The organism is Aristaeella lactis (assembly GCF_018118585.1).
Taxonomy (GTDB): domain Bacteria; phylum Bacillota; class Clostridia; order Christensenellales; family Aristaeellaceae; genus Aristaeella; species Aristaeella lactis.
Genome location: NZ_CP069421.1, coordinates 2,214,283 through 2,230,800, shown reverse-complemented (window position 1 = coordinate 2,230,800; position 16,518 = coordinate 2,214,283). Strand labels below are relative to the sequence as shown.

Sequence of the window (16,518 nt, the reverse complement as noted above, 5' to 3'; positions counted from 1 at the left end):
TTTTTGCGTACCCCTCAAGGGTACGCACTTTTCGAAGTCAGGAGTACGCACTTTTTTGTCAGAGGGGTACGCAAAAAGGGTACGCAGTTCACCTGAAAACTGCGTACCCTTGGAAGCATTTCGTTCACATCCATCGTGATGCTTTAGCCAACTTCCGTTTTTTTCACCAGAAACATAAGCAATTAACGAGCAGTTTTTCTTTCGAGTTTCGTATGCCTAATAGGAAAAAATATCAAAAAATAATAAACACTCACCTAGTAGCAGTGCTATGATAATATATGTTGAACAAAGGAACAGAAATCCAATAAAGCACTGTTCCAATGCTTAAATTAACATGGCATGGCTGCCAAAGTGATCAACACACGAGGAGGAATCCTTCTTAAACTGATTAAATAAGGAGCACTGCTGTATGTTGTTTCAATCATTGGATAAACTCAAGCGGCAGTCGATACTGGCTGCAATTCTCATGATGGCTCTCGGTGTGGTCATGCTGATTTGCCCCGAAAGCTATGTGAATACCCTCGTTGTGACCGTGGGCTATGGGATGATTATCTTTGCGCTCGTGGAGATGCTTGAATTCATTGTAAGCAAAAAAGCCTTGATTCACTACATCATTTTTACCGGCGCATTATTCATCGCTATTCTCGGCGTCTTCATACTCATTTACAATCAGGATCTTCTGAAAGCCTTGGGCTGGCTGTTCGGATTCGTGCTGGTGCAAGATAGCCTGTTTACGCTGTTGAATGCTCTGTTGTTTGCCCGCCGCTCCAATCGGAAGGGTTGGTGGATGCTGATCATATTTGCCATTGTGCTTATGGCTTTGGGTGTATTGATCTTTTTGAATCCCTGGTGGGATTCCCCGACCTTACTCATGAGGATCATCGGTGGCGCGCTCCTGTTTTCCGCTTTTGTGAGCACGCTTAGGCTCATTTGGGTGTGGCCGTTCAAAAACGGGAAGGAGAGTGCGGAAGATGCCTCTGAACGATAAAGCGCAAAAAATGGTGGACAAGCTTGAAACTGAAAAAGAACAGATCAAACATAGTACGGAGGAAATGAGTGCGGAACTGAAGCGGCTCCTTGAAAGTGAGATCAATGCGTTTCAGAAGCGCGAGAAGCACCGCTCCACCGAAATGATCGCTATCTTTGCCAGGCATAATTTCTACGCCAACGGTTTTACACCGCAGGAGCTTCGGACGACCCTGGAAGATCTTGGGCCAACCTATGTAAAGATCGGCCAGATCATGTCCAGTCGGGTTGATCTTCTGCCTGTCGGGTATTGCAGGGAACTGGCAAAGCTGCGTGATAGCGTAAAGCCTCTGGACCCGGCTGTGGCCAAAGCCGTCATCGAGCAGGAAACCGGCAAAAAAAACGACGAAATCTATTCTGAGTTTCGGGATGAACCACTGGGATCCGCATCGATCGCACAGGTCCATTATGGTGTCCTCAAGGATGGTACCCGAGTCGTTACCAAGATACAGCGCCCTTTGATCGCCGACATGATGCGAAAAGACTTCGTGCTTCTCAACAAGCTTGTTGACCTGGTGAACATCGTCGAGGAAGATTCCGACGAACAGGTCATCGACTTCAAATCGGTGATCAGAGAGGTTGAACGTGTTACCAAAGCTGAACTTGATTTCCGCGTGGAGGCAGAAAACACACGTCTTTTTAGGAAGAAGTGCATTGATGACGAAGAACTGATCTCCTGCCCAACCGTCATCGATGAGCTGACCACCGAACGCATCTTTACCATGACCTATATCGATGGCTGCTCTGTCGCCAACACGGAAAAATTGACTGCGGATGGTTGCGATCTGGATGAGATCGGGCGCGTGATTGTGGACAGTTACCTGCATCAGGTGCTGGACGTAGGCACATTCCACGCCGATCCGCATCAGGGCAACATCCTGGTCAGCCATGGCAAGCCCTATTGGATCGACTTCGGGATGATCGGGCACGTCACGGACAAGGATATCGATTTAATCCAAGACGCGGTCAAGGCGCTGTTGATCCAGGATGCTGACTCTTTGGTCAACGCGGTCATGGGTATGGGCGCTGCTTCGGAGAAAACCGACCGCACTATGCTTACCCGGGATGCAGAAATGTTCATCCAGAAGTATATGAATGTGAAGAGCGTCAGCGACATCAATGCGATCGAGGTGTTCGACGAAGTGATGAGCTTGGCTGCCAAAAACCACGTTTCTATGCCTGGCAGGTTCACCATGCTCGCCCGCTCCCTCACCACCCTGGAAGGCGTCATTGAGCAGCTTTGCCCTGACCTGAACATATTCGATATGCTTTATGATAAGCTGAAGGAGCGTGCGCGGCAGAATATGAACATTCCGCGTGAGCTTTTTGAGAAAGGGCAGGAACTGGTCAAGGCGGGTAAAAAGGCAGCAAGAATCCCTCTCCTCGCTTCTGAAGTTCTGGAGGGTATGGTGAAGGGAAAGACGAAGGTGCGCTTCGAGTTGTCCGGCTATGAGGAACCCCTAAACCGGATCTTCCACTTCCTGCGGTACACCGTACTGACGCTGGTGGCTTTGGTACTGTTCATCGGATCCTGCATTCTTTGCACCACCGATTTCAAGCCGATTCTACCCAACGGAGTGCCCCTGCTGGCTGTAGCCGGGATCGTCTTTTCCATCGCGTTGGCGATATTCTCGATCAAAAAGCTGAAATAGCTGACATTTGTCGTAGCACGATGGCACTCTAAGGTTGCCACATAGAAAAGAGAAAAAAATTAAAAAAATTAGCACTCACCTCTTGACAGTGCTAACAATATGACTATAATATGTGCTGAACAAAGGAACAGCGATCCAATAAACCACCGTCCCAATGCTCAAAATCAACATGGCGTGGCTGCCATGGCGGCCCAACACCCAAGGAGGTAAGAGTTATGTTGATGCCGAGTATTTTTGCTGAGAATTTGTTCGATGATTGGTTTGATTTCCCGTCTTTCCGGAACATGGATCGTCAGCTCTACGGCAGGCACTTTGCCCGTGAGATGAAGACCGATGTGCATGAGCATGATGACCATTACGAAGTGGACATTGACCTGCCCGGCTTCCAGAAGGATCAGATTCAGTTGAGTCTTGAGAATGGTTATCTGACCATCACGGCCACGAAAGAGGTCGAGAAGGATAAGACGAAGAAGGGCAAGACCATACGTCAGGAGCGTTACGACGGAACGCTGCAGCGGAGCTTCTATGTGGGCGATGCGCTTACGGAGGAAGATATCACCGCAAAGCTGGAGCATGGTGTGCTGAGCTTGAACATCCCGAAGAAAAACGAGAAAAAGCTTCCTGAAAAGAAGCTGATCGCGATTGAAGGATAATGGGCTCTCATCCCAAGCAAGCTAAACCAACCGCATGGCTCATCATGGAAACATGGTGAGCCCTTTTTCTATAAAAGAAAGCGTATTAATTATATAATGCAAATATTGTTACTGATTGATGCTTCTATTTCCTTATAATATTCTCGATCTTAGTAATGGGTCTGTTCTCCAGCCTTTCCAGATCCGCATCTATTGTCGCTTTCAGAGCTTTTACTTCCTCGTTCGCCGTTTTTTCATCGTATAGCAATGCAATCAAATTTCCCTGTCGCTCAATCAGACTGGCTTTAACCAAAGCTGTTGGCTCAGCGATTTGCCCAACCTTTTTTGTCAGGTCCTGTGCTCTTTGTTCTGCCTCCTTCTTAAGCATTTCTGTCTCTGCTTTTATTTCAGCCAACCGCGCCTTTATGCGGTCAGTCCTATAAATCACGTCTGGATAGGCTTCAGCAAAGCGGCGATAAAAAACAGATTTATCTGTGAGCGTACGTCTGATCTCCAAACTAATTTCCTCTGTATTGTCTGCCTGACTACACTCAACGCTCGTTTTCACCAGTTTCAGGATAAAGTGAGTCATGGCATAGTCCGAAGCACAGACCGCGGCCAGCACTCCAACTGCAATTTCTTTTGTCAGCAGAGCAATCCTATCCAGTATTGTAAAAAGTACCGGATTAAAGAAATGGACGATCGCAACACCACCCAATCCAAACAGAATCAAATTTCCTATCCACACCCGACCATGCAGATTCATGGGCTTTTGACTATAATCCCACCAACGGGCATGAAAGCGTTTCTCCAAATACCAGCTTGTAAAATACTCTACTCCACCGCACAATAGAAATGATATGACAAAGGTTGTACCAAAGGCTTCTTCAAAGGGAGTCAAGAGGTGTACCGCAACGGTGATCAGTACTGCCCCGGTTCCATAGATAGGGCAGATCGGCCCTGTAAGGAATCCACGGTTGATAAAACGGTGATACTGGATATATTTTAGACAAACCTCAATACACCATCCCGTAAGAGAATAAATGAAAAACAGAAGAACAAGATCTATCAGCATTGTGCCTGTCGCATTCATGACGGCGCTCCTCCTTAACCGGAAGTCAAGGTTGTCTGTTTATGCCTAACAATGGTTCCCGGTTCCAATGATAGCATATCCTGGTGAATTTTTCAGAGAATTTTCGCCGCTGGCATTCATCAACAGAAGAATGCCAGCGGCTTTCCGTCATGAAGACATGACGTCCAGCCTGCTGCTGCTGGGTGAGCTTGTTGCCCAGCATGGACAGCTTGGCTTCCGTGCCCGCGATGGTCTTTTCATAGTTTTCAACGCCAGCCCCGGCCAGACGGAAGGTGGGCTCGGCTTCCTTGATCTGCTGGTTGATGGTGCGCATATTGCGCGAGAAATTGCTGGAGTCCAGCGACAGCGCGACTACCAGTTCGCGCAGGGTTTCAGCCATAAAGTTTCACTTTGATTGCAGGAGATTCGGGAAAGATGGCAGAATACTGGTTAGGAACATCGGTTCGACAACTCGGGATCTGAAAAACCACTTAACTTTGAATTCAAAGAACTGTCGACAAATCAAAACTTCCTTTTGCAATTGACCTCTGAGGAATATATTTCCTTCTTTCCTTTTCAGAGAAAAGAAGTATAATGATTCAGCGGAATCGAAAGACCGTCCGGTTGGGCTTTTATTCTGATTCACACTCTTGAGAGGCAGCCTTATGAATCGATTTTTTATTGACTCACTGAAGATGATGCGGGAAAATTACATCCGTGCCTTCGGGGGAAAATACGACACGGAGATGTGTCCAATCAAAGATGTGGAAGTGGACGAGCGGGACGCGGCGGGCATCGTGACTGCTTCTACGGGATTTCTTCGGGGGCTGACGATCGACGGCGTCAGCAGTCTGAAGAAAATCTACACAAATGACGTAAACGGAAAAACAGAGGAAATTCTTGATATTCGGGAGCGGGATGGAAGTGAACACGAATACAGGGATCTGGCGCTGACGAGATACCGCTGTTCCCTGATGACGGTTTTCACGATGGAACAGCTGATGCGAAAAAAACCGAAAAACGTGGGATTCATCGGGACAGGCCGCACGAACCTAGCGAACTGCATCGGAATCTGCGAGCGCTTCTCTCCCTTGGGAATCGTAATCCGCGGAAGCAAAAGGAACGTCGACAAGAACATCGGGGATTTCCTGCTGGTTAACGGAAAAACGAAAGTGGATGACACGGAGGATATGATTCATCTTAACGCCTGCGATACCGTGATTATCTGCACTTCCGCCACAAGGCGGGAGGAAATGATAAGCGCCAACCTTCTGATGGGCCCGGATTTGATCATCGTTCTGGATAGCGGGTATTACCTGGATGAATCCTTCCGGAAAACCCGGGATAATTATTCGGACAGCCCGGAACAACTGGAAGCTCATTTCCGGGATGAATTTCCCTGGGATGAAAAAGACTATACCTTTAAAACACTGCTGGATAAACGGGACGCCAGAAAATGCACGGCCTACCTGTACGGCATCGGCCTGGCCGACGCCGTGGCGGGGGAGGAGATCACGAACCGCATTGAAAAATCTCACAGGAAATAAAGGCATCCTCTAGAACAAAAATTCTTCATCAAAAACAGGATGCGTCTCCGCATTCAGAGACCAAAATATTTCTCGGAATATAATCTTGTCCGAGAGTCGCCAAAGGGAATACATATGATCCTGTACCGTTCCCTTCCCTTTTTGAGATGAACGGTATGGATAAATCGGGGTAAATAATTGCCCTTCGAGTGTCATGTGAAAACCCGCAGAGCTTATCACAATCTGCTCTGCGGGTTTTCGTCATCTTTGGGTTTAAGCAGCAATCACTTATGGCGATGTATGTATTGACAAGAAGAATGTATATAATGAAACCGTAAATGAATACAGGGGGCTAATCTTAGAACTCTTTACAATAGATATCTCTTCCTCTGTAAACTTTGAATCTCTAGCCATTGTCAACTATCCTTCCTTTCGTTTGGTATATCACCTCCATCCTTTGTCCAGCAAGCATTCTGCATTGCTTTTCTTGTTAGTGTGCTATTTCCATTGTCCAGGTATGAGGACTCTGTGTTAATAGTCTTGTCCATTTTTGAGGATTTCGGCTATTTTATCTGTCCACAAACCGGGATCGGGTTAAATTCATCTGTCCATTCTATGGGGAGTATTTTACACTCCTGGCCCGTGAACACCCCCTGAACACCTTTTCATTGAACACCTCCGAAAATAGAAAAAGCCTTTATTTTAAAGGCTTTTCAGGTGTGTTCACGTCCACATTTCAGTTTGACAACTTGACCGGTAGCCCAGTGCACATCGTTCACATCGATGGGGCAAACGAAGGAAGTCTTTCCGCAATCTCGGTCGGCATAGCGGGTATTGCTTTTGCTGCAACCCGCTATTTGCCTCGATAAGGAAACGCACACGCACCGCGGACGGGATCCCCGTCCCGCGCACCGCGCGCGTCAGGACTCCACCTTGTTTTCGCCTATGGCGAATGACCCACTGGGTCACCACGCGGATCGTTCCCCACAGTGTGGAGTGCCGCAGGCAAGCGCCCTGAGTTTGTTAGCGCGAAACGAGCGGCGGGCCCGCTCCAAGGGCGAGCAGCGACGATTGAGCGAACGGAACACTGGTTCGAGTCCAGTACGCCGAAGATCAATTAACAATTATCCGGCTGCGGCCGGGGGAGATCTCTCCGCAACCTCAATCGGCGCACTGCTCGCTTGGAGCGCTTCGCATTGCTTGTTTCGGTAAGGAAACGCACACGCACCGCGGACGGGATCCCCGTCCCGCGCACCGCGCGCGTCAGGACTCCACCTTATTTTCGCCTTTGGCGAATGACCCACCGGGTCACCACTCGGATCGTTCCCCACGCGGCCGTAAACGGCCTTGGTCGAGATGACATTTTAGGTGCATTACTATGCGGTTCCCATGTGTGTTGATTCGCTCTGAACCCGTAGGAGATTCTTCGACGTCGCCTGCGGCTCTGCTCAGAATGACACATAAACGAGCGGCGAGCCCGCTCCAAGGGCGAGCAGCGACGATTGAGCGAACGGAACACTGGTTCGAGTCCATATGTGCCTTCGGCATAGTTGTTTCGCTCTCTTACGCAACCTCAATCGGCGCATTTACCGCAATCTCAATGGTCGCAACTCCCCACTGGGGAGATTGCTCCCTTTCGATTGACCTCTCGGGGCTGCCGCCCGTTTTTCGCTGAGAAAGAGCCACTGGCTCTTTCTCCGGGCGCTCCAAACCCTCTGATGAGATTTCCGCCACTGGCGGTCATCAGAGGTTCGCCCTGGAGCGCTTCGTACTGCTTGTTTCGGTAAGGAAACGCACACGCACCGCGGGCGGTATTCCCGCCCCGCGCACCGCGCGCGACAGGACTCCACCGCGCTTTTGCCTGCGGCAAATAACCCACTGGGTTATCACTTCTTTCGTTCCCTGGTTCGAGTCCAGTACAAAACTGCGTACCCTTGCAGGCGACTCGTTCACATCAACCAATGACCGTTAGCCCGTATAACTTCCGAGTTTTCTTTTCAAGAGGTATCCCAACAAACTGGAATTTGTAAAATGATGCTTACAGCTTTTTGCAGGTGAGTTCGTCGTACGCCACACAGCTGTCACTGAAGGTCAACTTGAGCATCCCGCCCTTCCTGCCGAACTCGTTTTCCCCGATGGGATAGAGCATGAATTCGACTTCATCGCCGTCTTCGTCGATTGCTTTTGCGTAAAGCTCATCGTTTCTCAGGAAGACTTCGTCGACAATAAAATCGGCGTCCTCAGGATGCTCGTACTTGCCGCAGAAACTATTCCATTTCGACTTGTCGACACTTTTGAGTGCAATATCCTCAATCGACACGATGGGCTCCGGTTCCTTATCCCTTGCGATTGCTTCCATTCCGTTCCAGTAACCCAAATACGCCCTTACATCCCTGTAGTCCCGGTTGGCGAGGATCACAAGAACCCTGTCCGCATCTATGAAGCGTTCAAACCAGGTAGCGACACCCGGCATGCCGCCGCTGTGACTAACAATCAGACCGTACTTCTCGTCGTGTCCGATTCCCCATCCGAATCCGTAGCCCAGTCCATCGTCTTCATCGTAAACAGCATCTTCGCAGTTGTTGAGTCTCCCGGGAGTGTACATGATCTGCTGCTCCTCGGCAGTAAGCACCTTGCCCTCGCGCAGCGCCCTGTCCCATCTGAGCATGTCAAAAATGTTGGTGTACACATAGTCGTCACCGTTCAGACCATCAAAGGCAACCACTTCTCCGTCCTCGGCGGAGTCAATATCGGCAACCCATTTATCGTCTTCGAATACCGTCGCACGGGCGTAGTTCTCGAACGGAACGCCGTCCCTGCGGATATGACAACAGCGGGTGGAGGTCATCCCGGCAGGCTCAAAGATGTTCTTTTGCAAAAATTCCTCGAAAGGAACGCCGGAGAGCCGCTCCACAAGCAGAGCCAGCAGGTTATAGCCGGTATTGGAGTAATGCAATCCTTCCCCCGGTGCGAAGTATGGTTTCGCTTTGGTTTCAAGGAGAAAACTGAGGATTTCGTCGTTGCACGGGACCCGTTTTTCTTCCTTCCAGATTTTTATAAACCAGTCCGCATCGTCAAAATAGTCGGGAATTCCGCTGGTGTGGTTCAGAAGATGCCGGACAGTTACGCCCTCATACGCAGCAAGTTCCGGAAAATACTTTGTGATCCTGTCCTCCGGGCTGAGAAGGCTCTGCCGCATCAGCAGCATAACGGCCGTCGCCGTGAACTGCTTACTGATCGAAGCCAACTGAAAGATCGTGTCCTCCGTAATCGGAAGCGTGTTTTCAGGATCCCGGAAGCCGAGAGCTCCCTTGGACACGATCTCGCCGTTTTCCGCATAGAGCCACGCCCCGTTGAAGCCGTCTTTTTCCTGCAGCGCCCGGGCAAGGTTTTCCATTGCTGTATTCTTATCCATTTTGTTTCTCTCCATAAACTCCGATTTGTCGTTGGTCACATAACTCAAAAGATATTTTCCGAAATATCTTGCCAAAAGGGAGCCATCAAACCGGAAAGGTGCGTAAATCTTAGGGAACAATATCGCGTCATTTTGTTTCTTCCACGGTATTTGTCAGCCTGTGCAGTCGATGATAACAGACCATGATCAGAAAAGCTCCCGCACCAATCCATGCTGCAATCTCTGCCAGATAAACTCCCCAATATCCCAGAATCGCAGGAAGAAGCAGCGCTGCTCCAACACGCAGCGCCAATTCCAAAAAGCCGGAAATCATCGGCATCACTGTATCGCCCAAGCCTTGCAGGGTAGTTCTGTAAACAAAAAGCAGATACAGCATGGGCAACCCGGCTGCCATCACCCGAAGAAAATCATATCCAATCGCCAGCACCTGATCTGCCAGTTCCGCCTCATCCCGGATAAACAGGGAAAGAATGGACTTTCCGAATACTGTCATCAGCCCTCCGACGGTAAGCGCGAGCAGAAAACCGATCTGTGCTGAACGCCGCAGCCCCAGCCTTACACGATCCATTCTTCCGGCGCCATAATTCTGCCCGGTAAAGGTACCCGCCGCGCTTCCTAGGGAAGATCCTGCGATTTCCACCAGTCCCTGCAGCCTGGAGGCCGCGTTGTACCCGGCCATAAAGATGAATCCGAAGGCGTTGACCACGCCTTGCAGTATGAGCCCTCCAAGTGAAATGATGAGGTTCTGAAAGGCAATCGGGAATCCGAGCCGAATAAGTTTTCGAATCACTATCCGGTCAGGACGGTAATCGACCCGCTGAGGGCGAAGTTCCGGAATCTTCAATACCGCAGCCAGACAGATTCCGGCGGAAACCGCCTGTGCTATCACGGTCGCATACGCGCCGCCGTTAGTGCCAAGGCCCAGGGAACCGACAAACCACCAGTCCAGAGCGATGTTTACCGCCGTGGCGCAGGCCAGAGCCAGCAGAGGCGTTCTGCTGTTTCCCAGCGCGTACAGAAAGCCGCTGAACACATTCAGGCACATCACCACCGGCAGGCCTGCATAGATAATTCGCAGATAGTTCTCTGTCAGATGAATGGTTTCCTCCGGCGAATTCATCCATGTCAGCACAGGACGCAGCAGCGTCTGGCTGATTGCCTCCAGTGCGACTGTCACTGCTGCGGAGATCAGATAGCTTTGTGCAACGGTTCTTTTCAGTTCCGCATACTGTTTTCCACCGTAGCACTGGGAGGCATGGATGGAATATCCCTGCGCCAGCCCCATGGGGATTGACAGCACGGCCCAGTCCAGCCACCCGGAGGCCGAAACCGCTGCCAGTGCTGTAACTCCCAGCAGCTGCCCGATAATCAGAGAGTCAACCAAATTATAAAACTGCTGCAGCATATTCCCCGTAAGAACCGGTAGCGCAAAAACCAGTATCAGCCTCACGGGATTCCCTGATGTCAAATCCTTGATCCGTATCACTTTTTCTCCTGTTTCTGATGCTGAAGAAAATCAAAATATATCTTACGAGTTTTCTTACCAACAGGTGCCTTGACAAACTGGAATTTGTCATTCAAAGGGAAATGAACAGGGAAGAAAATGCTTTTCTTTCCCATCATCCTTGAATATATCAGATCATTTTCAGCCTTTCATGCATAACGCGCACATCTTCCTTAGCCCCTGCTGGCGTAGGCCATTCTCCTGGATTGCCCAGTCGATCCCCGATTTTTCTCGGGATTATGTGTACATGAAAATGAGGGAGTGATTGGCTCACGGGACTGTTGGCTGACATGATGTCGGCTCCGTCGTAACCGCAGTCTTCAATCAGGTGTTTACTGACCTTCTGTGCCATGAACCAAACCTTACAAGCCACATTCTCGGGACAATCGGTCACATATCGATAGTGCCTCTTGGGTATAACAAGAATATGTCCGTCATAATCCCTCGAGATGTCCATGAATGCGAGAGCCTCGTCATCTTCACAGATCCTGAGTCCCTGTATCTCGCCGGAACCTATTTTGCAAAACACACAGTCTTCCATATTTGCCTTTCCGCCCATAACTTGATATTGCGTTCCGTAACAGCAAATCGATGATTGCAAAAGCCAAATCCCGATTTGTCGATCGCCATATAACTCAAAAGATATTTTGGCAAGCCCATACTGGCTACCAACCCTAATTTTAACATATCCTCTGGATTTTTGGCAGAAGATATTTGCCGCTGGCATTCATCAACAGAAGAACGCCAGCGGCATGGCTCAGTCGGTAGGACAAACTGAACAAAAGATCCAACTGCCAACAGTTCGGATGATCCGAACCGCTCACATCGACGGTCAAATTTGTCTCTCCATCAAAAATCTTGCAAGTTTTGTGTTGCCGGGTGTTGCGAAAAAAGTACTGCGCAGGCCCAATGGAATGAACAGCATATCCCGGACAGTATCGTCAAAGGGTTTATCCACGCGCATCCGACCCCGGGAAAAACTTCCAGTACTTTTTTCATACCGTTCCCCTTTCCGCTGAAGTTTATCGGTCAAGGCTGTTTTCGTCCAGAAGGAAATCGATGATGTTGATTCTCAGAATTCCTTCTTCATCAGTCCAGCTCTTTCCGTAAGATTTTGAAATAATGATTTTCTTAAAAGAATCCTTTATTGCATTCAGCGGTCTGATTTCTGTCCCGGCTTTTTGCGGGTCATCCATATTCAAGGCGGACTGAATATAGTACCGTTTGCCTCCGCCGGTTGCGATAAAATCAATCTCGCAGTTCTTCTGCACCCGTTTTCCTTCATCATTTTTCTCCACAATCGGAATTACGCCAACGTCTGCATGATAACCCCTGACCAACAGTTCATTATAAATCAGGTTTTCCATAATATGCGTTTCTTCCTGCTGGTGCAATCCAAGCCTGACATTGCGAAGTCCGACATCTGTGCAGTAATACTTGGAAGGATATTCAAAATATTTTTTCCCTTTGATGTCATATCTGACTGCCTCAGAAAAAAGGAAGCTCTCTGTCAGGTATTTCAGATAAGCACTGATGGTTTCAGCATCCACTTTGATGTGTTTTACACTTTGAAGGGTTCTTGATATTTTGCTGGCATTCGTCAGCGAACCGATTGATGAACAAAGATCACTGGTCAGTTCCCGCAGCAAAGCAGGCAGCGCAACATTATACCTTTCTTCTATATCCTTGAAATAGATTTCCTCGAACAGATCGGACAGATACTTAAACTTATCCTCATCCCTGTCCAGGGATAACAGGTAGGGCATTCCGCCATACATACTGTATTCGTTATAGGCTTCTGTCTTATCCTGACCGTATGCCTCGTAAAACTCACGGAAAGAAAGCGGGTACACTTTCACTTCATCTCCGCGGCCCCTGAATTCTGTGGCAATATCCTTTGAAAGCATTTTCGAATTGCTGCCTGTTACATACACATCAATATTCTTCAGGCGAAGAAATCCGTTCAGAACACTGTAAAGCCTGACAGGCTTATCCTGCTGCTTAAGTTCGTCTTTGGAAATGGCAAACTGTATTTCGTCGATAAAAACATAGTATTTCCGGCTGGAATCGGATGTGCGTTCCCGGATATAAGCAGAAAGGCAGTACGGATCACGGTACTTTTCGTTCAGATCATCATCCAGCGCCAGCAGAATAATATGATCCTCCGGGACACCGTCCGCAAGAAGATATTCCCTGTACAGGTCAAACAGCAGTGTACTCTTTCCACATCTGCGGATCCCGGTAATCACCTTAATCCGGCCGTTCCATTGGCGTCTGATCAGGGCATCCAGATATTTTCTGCGTTCAATCATATTTTTTGTTTCCTTTCGGAAGTTGCTCGTCTTTTCGAGCTACTTCCGAAAGGAAGTATATCATACTCACCGTAGTGAATCAAGAAGTGAACACTGAAAAGGGGAGAGAACAATTCATAATTCTCAACAACGGTGACGGTGTTGTCATAGAAAAAAACACGAGCAGGAGCCGCAACTGAACTCCTGCCCGTCGTTTTATTTTTCAGATTATGCTTTATGGCATGAATGCTCTCCGCATCCATGGCTGTGGCAGTCATGACCTTCTCCGTGGTGGTCATGATGGTCGCAGCGCGCGTCAGGATCATATTCCAGGCTGCCTGCGGCCAAGGCCTTCGCCGCGGTGTCCGCGCTGCCGGTCACACCGGCATACAGCTTTATCCCGGCTTCCGCCAGTGCCATCTGAGCACCGCCGCCGATCCCGCCGCAGATCAGGGCATCCGCCCGGGCTGCCTGCAGGAAACCAGCCAGTGCTCCGTGTCCGCTGCCGTTGGTATCCACGATCTGTTCCCGGACAATGGCTCCGTTTTCCACATCATACAGCTTGAACTGTTCGGTGTGGCCAAAGTGCTGGAAGATTTCTCCCTGTTCGTAAGGTATTGCGATTCTCATGCTCTGGATTCCTTTCATCATCAGGTGTTCCGGAGGCGGAACCGGTGCGAACTCGCAGCATCCGCCGGTGATCTGCAGTCTTTTTCCCTGGACCAGCGCCGTGGCGGTTTTACGCCTGGCACTTTCATAGATCGCGGTCACCGTGGTCCTTGCCACATTCATCCGGGCGGCGCAGGATTCCTGATTCAGCCCTTCCGCATCCATCAGGCGCAGCGTCTCATACTCGTCCAGCGTCAGACGGATCACTTCGGCGTCCGGCGCGTCATCCGGCGAAAAACTGCGGAACATGGGCATCTGCCCGATCCTTCTGCATCTGACCGGTCTTGGCATGCGGCACCTCCTCCTTTGTTAAGGTATAGTACAATTAATGACATATGTCAATAACGAAAGGGGCCTTTCTGAAAACCATGGTGTTTACAGAGCTTTCCGGAACAGGGATTATCCCTGCTGCTTCCCTGTTATTGAGCCACATCAAAATCCTGGTGGATCACTTCGATTTCCATGTTTTCATTCAGCGTGATGATTGTGGCATAAAAGTCGAAACCGATGCTGTTTGCTTCTTTTTCGGCCTTGACCTTCAATATGTTTTCGAGGCCCCGGGTTACAACCGGCTCCTCCTTTTCCGGGTCGGAATTGTCCTCATAGCGGATCGCGGCTGCCGGCGGAAGGTGCAGGATGCTGAACGCGTGCATATACCGCCTGTCATCGTCTGTGCTCTGGGCGATCATGTCCTCGTCACCGACCTGGAAGAATACGATTTCATATCCATCCTCTGTCGCGATCAGGATATCTCCGCTTTCCTCTTCCGTTTTTTCCTTTACTCTGTACAGCCGTCCGCCGGCCAGCAGGGTATCACCGGCTTCCAGCTTTTCAATATTGTCGATGTCAAAACGATCATCATCGTAGAGGGTCACCGTGAAGGTTTTTGTCTGAGCGTCATATTCGCCGACTGTCGCATGGACCGTCACTCCGGCCAGGCCGTCGGTTTCTGTGCTTTCGGGTTCCACGGTTTTTGCCGCTGCGATTGATGCTGTGAGGATCATCACAGCTGCCAGGATCAGGAATACTGTTTTTTTCATCATGTTCTCCTCCTTGATATTGTTCCTCCGGGCGGTCCCGCGTACGGGGCTTTACCGTGATTCACCGGCTGATCATTTGCTTTTCAAACCGGAACATGCCGCCGCCCTCTTCATAGTTTTCCTCCTCGCCGGTTTCGGGATCATGAGGATCCGGGTGATGGCTGTTGAAAAACTCGACGATATGGAAACCGCATTTGTTGACATAGAAATGGATATTCCTGGTCTCAAAGTACGGCGTGCAGGTTTCCCAGACTTTTGTATCCGGATACAGCCGTTCCACTTCTTTCCAGGCGGCGCAGCCGATCCCCTTGCTGTGGGCGTCCGGGCAGACAAACAGCAGATCCAGGTGGTTGTGCTGCGTTTTTTCATCGATCCTGAGCACGATGCCGCCTACAATTTGGCCGTCTTCACGGATGCGGTAGGCTGCGCCGTCACGGATGCTGCGCAGAATCGTTTTCCGGGAGATGATTTCCCCGTCTTCTTCATAATGGGCATCCCGGAGTCCGAACTCCTCCATCGCACCATACTTAAAGGCACGCTGATTATCGAGGACAAACTGTTCCCGGTCATCATCGGTGAGCGGTGTCAGGGTGATCTTTGCCATATAAAGGTCTTCCTTTCTGTATCAGTATTCGTTAATCACCTTTAGGAATGTATCTGAATTCCCGGCGCGGCCGGGATTAAGGGCGGATTTTTGATTTCAGGCTTTTCATCTCCTATAAAACAAGCGCCCGGCTAAAACACAACTCTTCATTGCATTCTAAAACCGAGCGCACCCGACACCTTATCCGGCAGGCGGCCTGCTGGCGTAAGCCAACGATCCCCTGTGCTGCGGCACACTGCCCTCCGGTGACCTGTATTCAATTCACGTTGTCAGCGGTATCCGCCTAAAACAGAATGCCGGCTGACAGTATTATTTTATCATCTTTGTTTCCGATAATCAAATGACGGAATGCAGCACTCCTTACGAAACACAAGATAATGCCAATGGTCAGATAACCTGAACGATATAATATCCCAAGGTTTTTTACGGCGTTTTTCAGCGGTCTGTTCTTTTTCCCCATGCCCACCGTAATTCTGTATTGTGTTATCGGGGGATGTCGGTTATTATGGTCAATATCAGACAAGCGCATAAATGAAAGGAGCTGACCCTCAATGAAAAAAACCATCGCACTGGCACTTTCCATTGTTCTCGTCCTTGTTTCACTTTCATGCATTGCACAGGCTGAAGAAGGACCGAAGTTCGTCACAATCCGGGAATGGATGGATGCAAAGGGAGAATGCGGGGACTGCATGCTGCTTCTGAAAATCAAGCAGGTGCTTAATCCGGTTGTGGCCCTTGCGGTTGATGAAACCGGAGAGGTAAATCTTTTTTCCGGAGCAAATGAAGAAAGTTCATTCGTGCAGTTCTGGGACGAGGAAAAAGGCTTTTTTGAAAACTATTTCCTGGTGATTGCGAATCCCAAATACAATCCGTATGAGGGAACCATCGAGATGGCTGAATGGACGCTGCTGCGGATCCTTCCGGCGATCGACTGAATGATGATCGTGCTTTGACTAATCAAAGAGATCCTCAAGTCTAAATGACCTGAGGATCTTTTTGATGTCATTCTTATATTATCTGTGATCTGTTGTGCTGGCATTATTATACCCGCTATATTACATCAGTGTTCCGGCGCGCCGCCTGCAGG

14 protein-coding genes are annotated in these 16,518 nt (G+C 49.4%); 5 read left to right on the top strand and 9 right to left on the bottom strand.

Annotated elements, in window-relative coordinates:
- The first annotated feature begins 409 nt into the window (after positions 1-409).
- From JYE50_RS10425 to JYE50_RS10415, 3 genes are all read left to right on the top strand, one after another.
- On the top strand, positions 410-988 hold the full coding sequence (locus JYE50_RS10425; protein ID WP_084095475.1) for a DUF308 domain-containing protein: 579 nt from the start codon (positions 410-412) through the stop codon (positions 986-988).
- Positions 972-2,678 carry an ABC1 kinase family protein gene (locus JYE50_RS10420; RefSeq protein ID WP_084095474.1) on the top strand — a complete coding sequence of 569 codons (1,707 nt, stop codon included), beginning with the start codon at positions 972-974 and terminating at the stop codon, positions 2,676-2,678. The genes JYE50_RS10425 and JYE50_RS10420 overlap by 17 nt, the downstream gene beginning before the upstream one ends.
- 215 nt (positions 2,679-2,893) lie before the next feature.
- Positions 2,894-3,331, top strand: coding sequence for an Hsp20/alpha crystallin family protein (locus JYE50_RS10415; RefSeq protein WP_084095473.1), 438 nt, complete (start codon positions 2,894-2,896; stop codon positions 3,329-3,331).
- 124 nt (positions 3,332-3,455) lie between these two features.
- On the opposite strand, the gene JYE50_RS10410 is transcribed toward JYE50_RS10415, so the two are convergent.
- Positions 3,456-4,403 carry a putative ABC transporter permease gene (locus tag JYE50_RS10410; protein WP_283399178.1) on the bottom strand — a complete coding sequence of 316 codons (948 nt, stop codon included), beginning with the start codon at positions 4,401-4,403 and terminating at the stop codon, positions 3,456-3,458.
- A gap of 25 nt (positions 4,404-4,428) precedes the next feature.
- Positions 4,429-4,782 carry a hypothetical protein gene (locus JYE50_RS10405; protein ID WP_084095472.1) on the bottom strand — a complete coding sequence of 118 codons (354 nt, stop codon included), beginning with the start codon at positions 4,780-4,782 and terminating at the stop codon, positions 4,429-4,431.
- A gap of 265 nt (positions 4,783-5,047) precedes the next feature.
- Between JYE50_RS10405 and JYE50_RS10400 the strand changes: the two genes are divergently transcribed.
- Complete coding sequence (locus tag JYE50_RS10400; protein WP_084095471.1) at positions 5,048-5,929, top strand: hypothetical protein; 882 nt, start codon at positions 5,048-5,050, stop codon at positions 5,927-5,929.
- A 2,017-nt stretch (positions 5,930-7,946) separates the two neighbouring features.
- On the opposite strand, the gene JYE50_RS10395 is transcribed toward JYE50_RS10400, so the two are convergent.
- The 7 genes from JYE50_RS10395 to JYE50_RS10365 form a co-directional block, all read right to left on the bottom strand.
- Positions 7,947-9,323, bottom strand: a complete 1,377-nt coding sequence (locus tag JYE50_RS10395) for a serine hydrolase domain-containing protein (RefSeq protein WP_179138291.1) — start codon at positions 9,321-9,323, stop codon at positions 7,947-7,949.
- Positions 9,324-9,450: 127 nt separating this feature from the next.
- The gene (locus JYE50_RS10390; RefSeq protein ID WP_084095469.1) at positions 9,451-10,809 is read right to left on the bottom strand and encodes an MATE family efflux transporter; all 1,359 of its coding nucleotides are present in this window, start codon (positions 10,807-10,809) and stop codon (positions 9,451-9,453) included.
- A 148-nt stretch (positions 10,810-10,957) separates the two neighbouring features.
- Positions 10,958-11,368, bottom strand: a complete 411-nt coding sequence (locus tag JYE50_RS10385) for an HIT family protein (RefSeq protein WP_179138289.1) — start codon at positions 11,366-11,368, stop codon at positions 10,958-10,960.
- 481 nt (positions 11,369-11,849) lie between these two features.
- A complete protein-coding gene (locus tag JYE50_RS10380; RefSeq protein WP_084095467.1) occupies positions 11,850-13,139 on the bottom strand; it encodes an ATP-binding protein in 1,290 nt (429 codons plus the stop codon).
- 207 nt (positions 13,140-13,346) lie between these two features.
- Positions 13,347-14,078 carry a NifB/NifX family molybdenum-iron cluster-binding protein gene (locus JYE50_RS10375; RefSeq protein WP_084095466.1) on the bottom strand — a complete coding sequence of 244 codons (732 nt, stop codon included), beginning with the start codon at positions 14,076-14,078 and terminating at the stop codon, positions 13,347-13,349.
- A gap of 128 nt (positions 14,079-14,206) precedes the next feature.
- Positions 14,207-14,830 carry a hypothetical protein gene (locus JYE50_RS10370; protein WP_143763585.1) on the bottom strand — a complete coding sequence of 208 codons (624 nt, stop codon included), beginning with the start codon at positions 14,828-14,830 and terminating at the stop codon, positions 14,207-14,209.
- A 58-nt stretch (positions 14,831-14,888) separates the two neighbouring features.
- Positions 14,889-15,431, bottom strand: a complete 543-nt coding sequence (locus tag JYE50_RS10365) for a GNAT family N-acetyltransferase (RefSeq protein WP_084095464.1) — start codon at positions 15,429-15,431, stop codon at positions 14,889-14,891.
- Positions 15,432-15,982: 551 nt separating this feature from the next.
- On the opposite strand from JYE50_RS10365, the gene JYE50_RS10360 reads away from it, so the two are divergent.
- Positions 15,983-16,366 (top strand): hypothetical protein, encoded by a 384-nt coding sequence (locus JYE50_RS10360; protein ID WP_084095462.1) that lies wholly within the window; start codon positions 15,983-15,985, stop codon positions 16,364-16,366.
- Positions 16,367-16,518 lie beyond the last annotated feature (152 nt).

Bases quoted from the DNA above. Each gene is read 5' to 3' on its own strand.
- JYE50_RS10370 (WP_143763585.1), bottom strand. From the start codon at position 14,830: ATGATGAAAAAAACAGTATTCCTGATCCTGGCAGCTGTGATGATCCTC.
- JYE50_RS10420 (WP_084095474.1), top strand. From the start codon at position 972: ATGCCTCTGAACGATAAAGCGCAAAAAATGGTGGACAAGCTTGAAACT.
- JYE50_RS10385 (WP_179138289.1), bottom strand. From the start codon at position 11,368: ATGGAAGACTGTGTGTTTTGCAAAATAGGTTCCGGCGAGATACAGGGA.
- JYE50_RS10410 (WP_283399178.1), bottom strand. From the start codon at position 4,403: ATGAATGCGACAGGCACAATGCTGATAGATCTTGTTCTTCTGTTTTTC.
- JYE50_RS10415 (WP_084095473.1), top strand. From the start codon at position 2,894: ATGTTGATGCCGAGTATTTTTGCTGAGAATTTGTTCGATGATTGGTTT.
- JYE50_RS10400 (WP_084095471.1), top strand. From the start codon at position 5,048: ATGAATCGATTTTTTATTGACTCACTGAAGATGATGCGGGAAAATTAC.
- JYE50_RS10380 (WP_084095467.1), bottom strand. From the start codon at position 13,139: ATGATTGAACGCAGAAAATATCTGGATGCCCTGATCAGACGCCAATGG.
- JYE50_RS10395 (WP_179138291.1), bottom strand. From the start codon at position 9,323: ATGGATAAGAATACAGCAATGGAAAACCTTGCCCGGGCGCTGCAGGAA.
- JYE50_RS10360 (WP_084095462.1), top strand. From the start codon at position 15,983: ATGAAAAAAACCATCGCACTGGCACTTTCCATTGTTCTCGTCCTTGTT.
- JYE50_RS10425 (WP_084095475.1), top strand. From the start codon at position 410: ATGTTGTTTCAATCATTGGATAAACTCAAGCGGCAGTCGATACTGGCT.
- JYE50_RS10375 (WP_084095466.1), bottom strand. From the start codon at position 14,078: ATGCCAAGACCGGTCAGATGCAGAAGGATCGGGCAGATGCCCATGTTC.
- JYE50_RS10365 (WP_084095464.1), bottom strand. From the start codon at position 15,431: ATGGCAAAGATCACCCTGACACCGCTCACCGATGATGACCGGGAACAG.
- JYE50_RS10405 (WP_084095472.1), bottom strand. From the start codon at position 4,782: ATGGCTGAAACCCTGCGCGAACTGGTAGTCGCGCTGTCGCTGGACTCC.